At 70.6% G+C, this 11,597-nt stretch carries 11 protein-coding genes and 1 riboswitch; of the genes, 3 read left to right on the top strand and 8 right to left on the bottom strand.

Going from position 1 to position 11,597, the window contains the following annotated elements:
• Positions 1 to 6: 6 nt before the first annotated feature.
• The gene (locus tag ABD830_RS43740) at positions 7 to 486 is read left to right on the top strand and encodes a hypothetical protein (protein WP_345000617.1); all 480 of its coding nucleotides are present in this window, start codon (positions 7 to 9) and stop codon (positions 484 to 486) included.
• Positions 487 to 537: 51 nt separating this feature from the next.
• Here ABD830_RS43740 and ABD830_RS43735 read toward each other — a convergent pair whose 3' ends face one another.
• The 5 genes from ABD830_RS43735 to ABD830_RS43715 form a co-directional block, all read right to left on the bottom strand.
• A complete protein-coding gene (locus ABD830_RS43735) occupies positions 538 to 1,320 on the bottom strand; it encodes a type III pantothenate kinase (protein WP_345000615.1) in 783 nt (260 codons plus the stop codon).
• Between the two features lie 3 nt (positions 1,321 to 1,323).
• Entirely contained in the window at positions 1,324 to 3,852 is a 2,529-nt protein-coding gene (locus ABD830_RS43730; RefSeq protein WP_345000613.1) for an L-aspartate oxidase, read from the bottom strand.
• 97 nt (positions 3,853 to 3,949) lie between these two features.
• Positions 3,950 to 4,786, bottom strand: coding sequence for a pantoate--beta-alanine ligase (panC, locus tag ABD830_RS43725; protein ID WP_345000611.1), 837 nt, complete (start codon positions 4,784 to 4,786; stop codon positions 3,950 to 3,952).
• A gap of 13 nt (positions 4,787 to 4,799) precedes the next feature.
• Positions 4,800 to 5,690 carry a Rossmann-like and DUF2520 domain-containing protein gene (locus ABD830_RS43720; RefSeq protein WP_345000609.1) on the bottom strand — a complete coding sequence of 297 codons (891 nt, stop codon included), beginning with the start codon at positions 5,688 to 5,690 and terminating at the stop codon, positions 4,800 to 4,802.
• A gap of 309 nt (positions 5,691 to 5,999) precedes the next feature.
• Positions 6,000 to 6,227 carry a chaplin gene (locus ABD830_RS43715; protein ID WP_345000607.1) on the bottom strand — a complete coding sequence of 76 codons (228 nt, stop codon included), beginning with the start codon at positions 6,225 to 6,227 and terminating at the stop codon, positions 6,000 to 6,002.
• A gap of 194 nt (positions 6,228 to 6,421) precedes the next feature.
• On the opposite strand from ABD830_RS43715, the gene ABD830_RS43710 reads away from it, so the two are divergent.
• A complete protein-coding gene (locus ABD830_RS43710) occupies positions 6,422 to 7,384 on the top strand; it encodes an SAM-dependent methyltransferase (protein WP_345000605.1) in 963 nt (320 codons plus the stop codon).
• Here ABD830_RS43710 and ABD830_RS43705 read toward each other — a convergent pair.
• Both ABD830_RS43705 and ABD830_RS43700 read right to left on the bottom strand, forming a co-directional pair.
• Positions 7,368 to 8,561 carry a cytochrome P450 gene (locus ABD830_RS43705; protein ID WP_345000603.1) on the bottom strand — a complete coding sequence of 398 codons (1,194 nt, stop codon included), beginning with the start codon at positions 8,559 to 8,561 and terminating at the stop codon, positions 7,368 to 7,370. The genes ABD830_RS43710 and ABD830_RS43705 overlap by 17 nt on opposite strands.
• Complete coding sequence (locus ABD830_RS43700) at positions 8,561 to 9,310, bottom strand: TerC family protein (protein ID WP_345000601.1); 750 nt, start codon at positions 9,308 to 9,310, stop codon at positions 8,561 to 8,563. Before ABD830_RS43700 ends, ABD830_RS43705 begins: the two co-directional genes overlap by 1 nt.
• A 112-nt stretch (positions 9,311 to 9,422) precedes the next feature.
• Positions 9,423 to 9,538: riboswitch (SAM riboswitch) on the top strand.
• A 46-nt stretch (positions 9,539 to 9,584) separates the two neighbouring features.
• Here ABD830_RS43700 and ABD830_RS43695 point away from each other — a divergent pair.
• Positions 9,585 to 10,871 carry an aminotransferase class V-fold PLP-dependent enzyme gene (locus ABD830_RS43695; RefSeq protein WP_378520899.1) on the top strand — a complete coding sequence of 429 codons (1,287 nt, stop codon included), beginning with the start codon at positions 9,585 to 9,587 and terminating at the stop codon, positions 10,869 to 10,871.
• A 3-nt stretch (positions 10,872 to 10,874) separates the two neighbouring features.
• On the opposite strand, the gene ABD830_RS43690 is transcribed toward ABD830_RS43695, so the two are convergent.
• Positions 10,875 to 11,522, bottom strand: a complete 648-nt coding sequence (locus ABD830_RS43690) for a DoxX family protein (protein WP_345000599.1) — start codon at positions 11,520 to 11,522, stop codon at positions 10,875 to 10,877.
• Positions 11,523 to 11,597 lie beyond the last annotated feature (75 nt).

The raw sequence follows: 11,597 nt of genomic DNA, 5'->3' as shown, positions 1-11,597 counted from the left end.
GAGAAGATGTTGAAGAAGATCGCTACCGGTTTACTCGCCGTCGCCGCCACCGGCGCAGTGGCCCTTTCGCTTCCTTCGGCCGCCAGTGCCAGCACGGCCGACAACGACGACTACTCCAGCTCCTGGGGTCCCGTCTACGCCAGGCACTACCTCGCCAAGTCGCAGGGCTGGATCGGCGTCAACTGGGACGAGGACGGCGAGTCGAACGAGGTCACCGTGCGGGGCCGGCTCTACGACCTGGACAACCGCGACGCCGACGAAGGTGGCAAGTGCGCGTTCGTGAAGTTCGAGGCCAGCGACTTCGACGACGACTGGTCTCCGGTCTACTCCAAGAAGTACTGCGGCTACCCCGGCTACAAGAAGTTCTCCTTCCAGGAGAACGACGTCAACAGCGTGCGGGTGAAGGTCTGCCAGATCGGCCAGTACAGCAGCTACCCGACCAAGTGCGGCTCCTGGGCGTACATCTACACCGCCGAGAGCGAGTGACACATACGAGCGAGCGGCCCCCTCACCCGAGGCGGGGGCCGCTTCTTCGTGTCAGGCCGTGTTCCTGGTGTAGATCAGGCGCAGGCCGATGAGCGTCAGCCAGGGCTCGTGTACGTCGATCGAGCGCGACTCGCCCACCACCAGCCCCGCGTGCCCGCCCGTGGCCACCACCGTCACGTCGTCGGGGTCGTCGGCCAGTTCGGCCGCCATCCGCTCCACGATGCCGTCCACCTGGCCCGCGAACCCGTAGATGATCCCGGCCTGGAGGGCCTCCACGGTGTTCTTGGCGATCACCGAGCGCGGCCTGACCAGCTCGACCTTGTGCAGCTGCGCCCCGGCGGCGGCCAGCGCGTCGACCGAGATCTCGATGCCCGGCGCGGTGACCGCCCCGACGTACTCGCCCTTGGCCGACACCGCGTCGAACGACGTCGCGGTGCCGAAGTCGACGATGATGCAGGGGCCGCCGTACTGGTCGATGGCCGCCAGCGCGTTCACGATGCGGTCGCTGCCGACCTCTTTGGGGTTGTCCATGCGCACGGGCACCCCGGTGCGGATGCCCGGCTCCACGATCACCGCCGTGACGTCGCCGTAGTAGCGGCGGCACATCTCGCGCATCTCGTTGAGCACGCTCGGGACCGTGGAGCAGATGGCGATGCCGTCGATGTCGGCCCCCTTGAGCAGCGGCGACTGCGCCAGCAGGCCTTGGAGGACGACCGCGATCTCGTCGGCGGTGCGGCGGGCGTCGGTGGCCAGCCGCCAGTGCTCGATGACGTCCTCGCCCTCGAACAGCCCCAACACCGTGTGCGTGTTGCCGACGTCGATCGTGAGCAGCATCAATTACCCCCGCAGATCCAGTGCGATGTCCAGGGCCGGCGCAGAGTGCGTCAGCGCCCCCACCGCCAGGTAGTCAACGCCAGTTTCGGCCACACCACGAGCCGATTCCAAGGTCAATCCCCCGCTCGCCTCAAGCGCAACCCTGTTTTTCGCCCGATTTTTCACCACTTGTACGGCATGGGCGGTGTCCTCGATCGTGAAGTTGTCCAGCAGGATCTCCTCGGCCCCCTCGTCCAGCACCGCCTCGAGCTGATCGAGCCGGTCGATCTCCACCTCGATCGGCAGATCCGGGTAGCGCTCCCTGACCGCCCTGAACGCCTCGGCCACCCCGCCGGCCGCCACCACGTGGTTGTCCTTGATCAGCGCGGCGTCCGACAGCGACATCCGGTGGTTCACGCCGCCGCCACAGCGCACGGCGTACTTCTCCAGGGCCCGCAGCCCGGGCAGCGTCTTGCGGCTGTCACGCACACGCGCCGCCGTGCCGCTGATCGCCTCCACCCACCTGCCGGTCAGCGTGGCCACTCCCGACAGGTGCGTGAGCAGGTTGAGCGCCGTGCGCTCGGCCGTCAGCATGGCCCGCACCGGCCCCTCGACCGTCATCAGCACGTCCCCGGCCCGCATCCGCTCGCCGTCCTTGGCCTTCCGCTCCGTACGGGCGGCGCCCAGCCGGACGAACACCGCCTCGGCCACGGCCAGCCCCGCCACGATGCCGTCCTTGCGGGCCACCACGTCGCCCGCGCAGACCTGCTCGGCCGGGATCGTGGCCAGGCTGGTCACGTCGCCCGCCTCCTGCAGGTCCTCGGCCAGCGCCCGGTCGATCAGCGCGTCCACCTCAGCGGGGTCGAGCCCGGCGGCGGTGAGCTCCTGCGCCAGGCGCGACGGCATCGCGTCCTCGTGAGGCGTGTACGTCATGCGGGGCCCCTCCTCGGTCAGGGTCACGTCCAGATGGCCGAGCCAGTCGTTGTCGTCACGGGTGTCGTAGTCCTCGCGCCAGTGTGAGCCACGGGTCTCGAGCCTCGCCGCCGCCGCGCCGGTGAGCACGGTGGCGACGGTGAGCAGGTTCGTGGCCTCCCAGGACTCGGTGCAGGCGGCCACCTCGACCGGTGTCCAGCGGGCGTCACGCAGCGCCTTGGCCGTGGCGAGCAGCGACCCGCGGCTGCGCAGCACGCTCGCCCCCGTGCTCATGTGGGCCTGGATCCTGGGCCTGACCCTCGGATCCACCAGCCCGGTCGCCGCTCGGTCCTCGACCGGCTCGCCGGGCGTCGGGCGTACCGCGTGGACGTCCTCGGCGATGCGTTCGGCGAAGACGAGCCCCTCCAGCAGGGAGTTCGAGGCCAGCCGGTTCGCGCCGTGCACGCCGGTGCAGGCCACCTCGCCGCACGCGTACAGGCCCTCGATCGAGGTACGTCCGTGCAGGTCCGTGCGTACGCCGCCGCTCGCGTAATGGGCGGCCGGGGCGATGGGGATCGGCTCGGTCGCCGGGTCGATGCCGTGTTCGCGGCAGACGGCGTAGATGGTGGGGAAGCGGGACTCCCACGTCTCGCGGCCGAAGTGGCGGCCGTCGAGGTACATGTGGTCGCGGCCCGTCTCCTCTATCCTGCGCATGATCGCCTTGGCCACGACGTCGCGCGGCGCCAGGTCGGCCAGCTCATGCACGCCCTGCATGAACCGGACCCCCTCGTGATCCACCAGGTACGCGCCCTCGCCCCTGACCGCCTCGGAAATCAGCGGTTGCTGACCCGTCGAGCCCTCGCCGAGCCAGAGCACGGTCGGGTGGAACTGGACGAACTCGATGTCGCGCACCACGGCCCCGGCCCGCAGCGCGAGCGCGACCCCGTCGCCGGTGGAGACGGCGGGGTTGGTGGTGGCGGCGTACACCTGGCCCATGCCGCCGGTGGCCAGCACCACCGCCCTCGCGCGCACCGCGCCCACCCCGTCGCGTGCGCCCTCGCCCATGACGTGCAGCGTCACGCCCGTGGCCCGGCCCCTGGCGTCCTTGAGCAGGTCGAGCACCAGCGCGTGCTCGATCACCTCGATGCGCTGCTCGGCGCGGGCCGCCTCGACGAGCGCCCGCTGCACCTCCGCCCCCGTCGCGTCGCCGCCCGCGTGCACGATCCGGCGCCGCCGGTGGCCGCCCTCCCGCGTGAGCTGAAGCTCGCCCTCGGGAGTGCGGTCGAAGCGGGCGCCACGGGCCATGAGCCGCCGCAGCGCGCCGGGACCCTCCGTGACGAGCGTGCGCACGGCCCGCGTGTCGCACAGCCCGACGCCGGCGAGCAGTGTGTCGTTCAGGTGCTCGTCGGGGGTGTCACGGGGATCGAGCACGGCCGCGATGCCACCCTGTGCCCATCGGGTGGAGCCCGCTGAGAGCACGTCCTTGGTGACGACCAGCACCTTGGCGTGCGGCTCGAGCTCGGCGTAGCGCAGGGCCACGGTCAGGCCCGCGATGCCCGAGCCGACGACCACCACGTCCGCTTCCACGGTCCAGCCGGGTGCGGGCGCGGTCAGCCGCAGGGGAATCGCCGGTGCACTCATCAGGGGTCTCCTCACTGAGGCGATTTCGTCAATATGACGATAACGCCTGGCGCGGCATGCCCATGCCCCGGGGTCCGGGCTCTCCAGGAGACGGGATTCAGACGGGATTCAGGGTGAGGGTGACGTTGTCGATCAGCCTGGTCGTGCCGACCTTGGCGGCCACCGCGAGCACGGCCGTCCCCCTGTACGCCTCGTCCACGTCGGCGAACGTGGCCGGGTCGACCAGCGCGAGGTAGTCGACCTCGAGCCCGTGTCCGGCCGCGTCGAGCACCTCCTGCGCCGCCGCGCGGATCCTGGCCGGGGTGAGCTGCGCCGCGCCCGCCCGCAGGGCGCGGGAGAGCGCCAGCGCCACCTGCCGGTCGTCGTCGGACAGGTAGCGGTTACGGCTCGACAGGGCCAGGCCGTCGGGCTCGCGCACGGTGGGCGCGCCCAGGATCTCGATCGGCAGGTCGAGGTCGGCGACCATGCGGCGGATGAGGGCGAGCTGCTGGGCGTCCTTCTGGCCGAAGACCGCGAGGTCGGGCTGGACGAGGTTGAACAGCTTGAGCACGACCGTGAGCACGCCGTCGAAGTGGCCCGGGCGGTACGCCCCCTCGACGATCGTGCCCATGTGGCCCGCCGAGACGCTCACCTGGCGGTCGGAGGCGTACATCACCTCGACGTCCGGGTGGAAGACGACGTCCACGCCTTCCGCCCGGCACACGTCGAGGTCGGAGTCGAACGTACGGGGATAGCGGGAAAAATCCTCGCTTGGACCGAATTGCAGGGGGTTGACGAAAATGCTGACCACGACCTGATCGGCACGGGCACGGGCCTGCCTGATCAGCGACCGGTGGCCCTCGTGCAGCGCGCCCATGGTCGGCACCAGCGCCACCTCACCACCACGACGCGCCTTGACCAGGTCGTCCCGGCTCCTGGCGACGATCAGCTCCATAACCGTCCTTCCGTCACGTCCATATATTGCCCCCGAGCGCGTCGAGCAGCCGCTCCGCCTCCTCCGGCTTGAGCAGCCCCGCGGCCAGCGCCCGGTCGGCCGTGAGGCGGGCCAGCGCGATGTAGGCGTCGGCCGCCTCGGGCGCCGCCAGGATCAGCGCGTCGACGTGCTTGCGCACCGTGCCCGCGTCGCCCCGGACGACCGGCCCGGTCAGCCCGGCGATGCCCAGCCTCAGCACGTTGTCGAGCGCGGCGCCGAGCAGCGGGCCCAGCATCCGTCCCGGGTGCTCGACGCCGATGCGCCCCAGCAGTTCCTGCGACTCGGCGATGAGCGTGACCATGTGGTTGGCGGCCCCGGCCAGCGCCGCGTGGTAGAGCGCGCGGTCGGCGTCGGCGATCCAGACGGGCTCGCCGCCCATCTCGATCACCAGCGCCTCCGCGATCGGCCGCAGCAGGTCGGGGGCGGTCACGCCGTACGAGATGCCGGTGAGCTTGTTGAGGTCGTCGTCCCTGCCCGTGAACGTCATCACCGGGTGCAGCGCCAGCGGCAGCGCGCCGGCCCTGGCCGCCGGGTCGAGCACGGACAGCCCGTACGCCCCGCTGGTGTGCACCAGCATCTTCCCCTGCAGGTCGGCGCCCGTGGCGGCGAGCCCTGTGACCAGGTCGGGCAGGGCGTCGTCGGGCACGGTGAGCAGGACGAGCTGGGCCGCCGCGACCACCTCGTCGGGTCTGGACAGCTTGACGCCGAGCCGGTCGGCCGCCCATCGCTGTGAATCGTCGGATACACCGCTCGCGGCCACGATCCGGTGCCCCGCCTGCGCCAGCGCAGCCCCGAGGGCCGAGCCGACCTTGCCCGCTCCGAGCACGCCGACGGTCAGCCGTGCCGGGCGATCCCCTGCGTCCATGACGTCACACCTCTGTCGATATGGCACCGCCGACCAGCGTAACGGCCTTTGACGACTGCAGATGTGACCGCTGCTTTGCCGCATGTTGAGTTAACGACAAAAGCGACAAGGGCATACAAAACGTGCACCCCCTGTCGGAAGAGATGAGGAGAGGGGTTCCATCGCATGGCAGCGGGCGCCGAGTCCCTCATCCAGGACCGACGCCCGCGCGGATGTGACCTCTTGGAGGTGCGCCGGCTGGCCGCTCGCCGACCGGCCAGCCGGGGTAGGAGCCCGGGCCGGACGAGCGCCGGCCCGGGTTCACTTCTGTCAGTGGTGGCTCGGCGCGTAGACGTGGGCGCCGCCCTTGCAGCCGGCGAACGCGATGCCGATGACGGCCACGGCGTTGCCGCAGACGTTGATCGGGATGTTGATCGGGGCGTGGATCTGGTTGCCGCTGAGCACGCCGCCCTCGCCGCTGGTGATGTCGGCGTGCGCCGGGGCCGCGAGCGACAGCATGACGACGGCTCCCGCGACGACCATGACCTTCTTGAGCACGGTGGCTCCTCTCGATTGAGCGGCCGAAGCCGCTTTGGGTGCTCTGCTCCGGGAGAGCGACAGGCTCCGCCAATTGAGGGTTGGCGGAACGTGATCGCTCAATGACAAGGGGTAAAGCTACCGCAACTCGGCCACCATGAGTAGTCGTTTGATAACGATGCGTGTCACCCAGAAGTCATGAGATAGTCCAGGACATGTGGCTCACCTGGCGCGCCGCGACGGAGCGTGCGCTGTATGGCGAGGAGGGCTTCTACCTCCGCGAACGCCCTTCGGGCCACTTCCGCACCTCGGTCAGCGCCTCGACGGCGTTCGCCGACGCGGTGCTGGCCCTGCTGGCGGAGGTGGACGCCGAGCTCGGCGGCCCCGACGTGCTCGACCTGGTCGACATCGGCGCGGGCGAGGGCACGCTGGTCACCCAGGTGCTCGCCGCCGCCAAGCCCGCGCTGCGCGACCGGCTCCGCGTCACGGCCGTGGACCTCTCCCCCAGGCCCGAGGGCCTGCCCCAGCGGGTGGCCTGGCACCGGAGCGTGCCCAGCGGCATCACCGGCCTGGCCATCGCCAACGAGTGGCTCGACAACGTGCCGCTCGACGTGGTCGAGCAGACCGCCGACGGGCCGCGGCTCATCATGGTCGACGTCCACACGGGCGAGGAGCGCCTCGGCGGCCCGCCGTGCCCCGACGACCGCGCCTGGCTCGACCGGTGGTGGCCGCTGCCGCGCGTGGGCGCGCGCGCGGAGATCGGCCGCCCCCGTGACGAGGCCTGGGCCTCCGTCCTGGTGCGCCTCAACCGCGGCCGGGCGATTGCCATTGATTATGCACATGCTGTGGATAACCGGCCGCTCTGTGGCACGTTGACCGGTTACCGCGACGGCGCGGTCGTTGCCCCGATCCCCGACGGGACCTGCGACATCACGGCTCATGTGGCGCTCGACGCGTGCGCGGAGGCAGGATGCAGGGCCGGTGCGATATCCACAACGTTTTCCACACAGCGCGACGCGCTGAAGGCATTGGGGATCACCGGCACCCGGCCGCCCATCGACCTCGCCCATGCCGATCCGCGGGCCTATGTACGGGCTCTGGCCAGAGCCTCGGAGGAGGGCGAGCTGATCGATCCGGCCGGTCTCGGCGGCTTCGGCTGGCTCAGCCAGCGGCGCTGACGTCCAGTGACTCCAGCCCCCGGATGATGTAGCCGGGCTTCCAGGCCGGCGCGTGCCGCAGCTCCAGCGTGTCCGCCCGGTCCAGCAGCGCGCCGAACGACTCGATGAGCTCGATGCGGGCCAGCGGGGCTCCCAGGCAGAAGTGGATGCCGGCACCGAAGGAGATGTGCGGATTGTCCGCGCGGCCCACGTCGAGCCGGTCCGGCTCCTCGAAGACCGCAGGGTCGCGGTTGGCCGACCCGAACAGCAGCGCCACCTCCGACCCGCGCGGGATCTCCACGCCGTGCACCTCGATGTCCTCCAGCACCCAGCGCTCGAACATCTGCAGCGGCGTGTCCCAGCGCATCAGCTCTTCGACGGCCGTGGGCAGCAGCGAACGGTCCTCGCGCAGCCGTGCCAGCTCCGAGGGGTTCCTGAACAGGGCCCACCAGCCGTTGCCCGTCACGTTCACGGTGGCCTCGTGGCCGGCGTTGAGCAGCAGCACGCACGTGCCGACCAGCTCGTCGTCGGTCAGCTCCGGGATCCCCGCCAGCGCGCTGATCAGGTCGTCGCCGGGGGTCCGCCGCCGCTCCGTGGCCAGCGTCTTGAGGTAGCCGGCGAACTCCGACGCCGCGCGTACCGCCGTGTGCTGGGCCTCGGGAGTCGGGTTGAGCTCGTACATGCCGCAGATCTCCGACGACCAGGGGCGCAGCAGGTGGCGGTCCTGGTCGGGGATGCCGAGCATCTCCGCGATCACCGTCACCGGGAGCGGCTCGGCCACCTCGGCGATCAGGTCGCCGCCGCCCTTCTCCACGAACGCGTCCACCAGGCCCGCGGCGATGGCGCGCACCCGGGGGCGCAGGGACTCGACCATGCGGGGTGTGAACGCCTTGGAGACCAGCCGGCGCAGCCTGGTGTGCACCGGCGGCTCCACGTCGAGCATGCCGGCCCTGATCACGCGCCAGAACGGCTCCTGGAACCCGGGCTCCGGCGGCCTGCCGAACTCCTCGTGCGTGGCCACGTGCAGGTAGGACCTGCCCAGGCGGCGGTCCCTGAGCAGGGCGTTCACGTCGGCGTGGCGCGAGATCAGCCACTGGTCGGTCGGCTCGAAGTAGCTGACGGGCGACTCGCGCCTCAGCTCGTCGTACACGCGGTACGGGTGGGCCACGAAATTCGGATCCCAAGGGTCAAAGCGCACTATTTCATCTTAGAAGCGGAATCCTGCTGCTCCGGGTGGGCGCGCTTACTGCGCACCCGGATGTTCAGCAGCTCGACGACGAGCGAGAACGCCATCGCGAAGTAGATGTAGCCCTTGGGGATGTGCTGGCCGAAGCCCTCGGCGATGAGCACCACGCCGATGAGCACCAGGAACGCCAGCGCCAGCATCTTGATGCTCGGGTGCCGGTCCACGAACCTGCTGATCGGCCCGGAGGCGAACAGCATCACCACCACCGCCACCACGACCGCCGCGATCATCACGCCGAGCTGGTCCACCATGCCGACGGCGGTGATGACGGAGTCGAGCGAGAACACGATGTCCAGCACCATGATCTGCAGGATCACCGAGGCGAAGGAGGCGGCAGCGGCCTTCTTGCCGTCCTTCTCCGCGGGCGCGTCCATGCTGTGGCCGATCTCGGTGACGCTCTTGCCCAGCAGGAACAGGCCACCGAGCAGCAGGATCAGGTCGCGTCCCGATATCTCGTGGCCGAGGACGGCGAACAGCGGCTCGGTGAGCTGCACCACCCACGACAGGCCGAGCAGCAGGAGCAGGCGGGTGATCAGGGCGGCGCCCAGACCCATCACGCGGGCCCTGTCGCGCTGTTCAGGGGGCAGTTTCCCGGCCAGGATGGAGATGAAGATGATGTTGTCGATGCCCAGCACGATCTCCAGGGCGACCAGGGTGAAGAAGCCGATCCAGATCTGTGGGTCCGTCACCCAGTCCAACATCTGCCTACCTCCATGACTACGTGGGCGGGGTTTCCGGTAGCAACGAGTGACGGCGCGCAGAAGTTCGCGACTTGCGATTGAAGGTGGGGTTTCGGTTATAGTGCGGGTCGTAGGTCATGAGTGCCAGCGACAAGCCCCGGCTAGCTGGCCGGCAACCCTCGCGTCCGCGGCGGGGTGCCCCGGGTGAAGACCTGGTCCGTCACGAGGTGTGGCGGGCAAGCGCGGGCTCCGTGGCTGCTTCCAGGGGTCCCGACGACCCTGAGGGAGATGTGCAGTGTCCACCTTGACGATCTTCAGCCCCGCCCCCGCCCAGCACGCCGAGGCGGCTCCCGCCGTCACGAGCAGGCCGATCCCCACCGTGCTCGGAGCCGATCTCGAGGTGCCGGTCAAGGGCGGAAGGCTCGTCGGCTACGCCAACCTCGACTACGCCGCCAGCGCGCCCTGTCTCGAGCCGGTCAGCGCCGCCGTCACCGCCGCGCTCCCGGCCTACTCCAGCGTCCACCGTGGCGCGGGCTACGCCTCCCAGCTCACCACCGCCCGTTACGAGCAGGCCCGCCACACGGTCAGGGCGTTCGTCGGCGCCCGCCCGGACGACGCCGTGATCTTCACCCGCAACACCACCGACGCCACGAACCTCCTGGCCGGCTGCCTGCCCGCCGGCACGACCACGGTGGTCTTCGACACCGAGCACCACGCCTCGCTCCTGCCCTGGAAGAACTCCGTACGGCTGGCGCCGCCCGCCTTCCCCGGCGAGGCCGTCCGCGCCGCCGACGAGGCGCTGGCCGGGATCGACGGCCCGAAGCTGCTCGTGGTCACCGCCGCCTCCAACGTCACCGGCGAGCTCTGGCCCATCGCCGCCCTGGCCCACATCGCCCACCGGCACGGGGCCCGCATCCTGGTGGACGCCGCCCAGCTCGTACCGCACCGCCCGCTCAACCTGACCGCGCTCGACCTGGACTACGTGGCCTTCTCCGGGCACAAGCTGTACGCGCCGTTCGGCGCCGGGGTGCTGATCGGGCGGCGGGACTGGCTCGCGGAAAGTGAGCCGTACCTCAAGGGCGGAGGCGCGGTGCGCTCCGTGGGGGACGACACCGAGTGGCACGACGACCCCGAGCCGCGGCACGAGGCGGGCACCCCGAACGTGCTGGGCGCCATCGCGCTGGCCGCGGCCTGCGACGCGCTCACGGCCACCGGCTGGACCGCGCTGGTGCGGGAGGAGGAGCGGCTGATCGCCCGGCTGCGGGCCGGGCTGCCCTCGATCGAGGGCGTACGCGAGCTGTCGCTGTGGGGGGACGATCACCCGCGCGTGGGCATCGTGTCGTTCACCGTGGACGGCTACTCGGCCCGTGAGGTCGCCGAGGTGCTCTCCGGCGAGTACGGCATCGGGGTGCGCGACGGGAAGTTCTGCGCGCACCCGTTCGTCCGGCACCTGCTGGGCACCTCCGATGGAGGCTGCGAGGACGGCACCGCCTCCGCGGTGCGGGCCTCGATCGGCATCGGCACCACGGAGGAGCACGTGGACCGGCTCGTCGAGGCCCTGCGGGAGCTCGTCGCCCGCTGACCCTCAGCCCCTGTTCGGGGGCTTGTGCGGCGGCGGCGGCTCGTCGGAGACGAGGGCGTCGATGTCCCTCATGTCATCGTCGTCGATCATGCCTGCCCGGCGCTCGCCGGACTGCCTGGGCACCCGTGGCTCCTGGGACGGGTAGGGCCTCGTGGGCTCGCCGCTCACCGGTGTGACGTTCGAGGGCTCCGGAGCGGGCGCGTACCTGGCGAGCTCCTCCTCGGCGGCCCGGCGCTCCCCGCGTCTGCGGAACCTCGCGCCGAACAGGCCGTCGAGTCCGATCCGCCCGCCGCCGAGCGCCAGGAACAGCAGGCTCAGCGCCCCGAGCAGGCCGGGCAGCTCCCAGCCGCCGGTGGTGGCCAGCACGCCGTGCCCGAAGTGCACGAACGCGATCGCGCCGAGCATGTTGAGCAGCAACAGCAGTCCCATCAGCCGTACCAGCAGGCCGAGGATGAGGAGGAGGCCGCCGACGGTCTCGACGACGGTCGCGTAGGTCGCGGCGAACTCGGGCATCGGGACCCCCATACCCCTGAATGCCCGGCTCTGGGCCGCGATGCCGCCGAACCACTTCTCCAAGCCGTGAGCCAGGAAGATCACGCCGGTCACGACCCGCGCGATCAGGAACGCGATATCGAAAACAGCTCTCTTCATGGTGTTTTCTCCCCCCGTTCCCGTTATTTCTCCCCTTGTCCGGCTTAGGGATGCGCTTTCATACGATTCCTTGAC

It is taken from the genome of Nonomuraea helvata (genome assembly GCF_039535785.1).
In the GTDB taxonomy this organism is placed as follows: Bacteria; Actinomycetota; Actinomycetes; order Streptosporangiales; family Streptosporangiaceae; genus Nonomuraea; species Nonomuraea helvata.
This window is presented reverse-complemented; position numbering and strand designations above follow the sequence as displayed.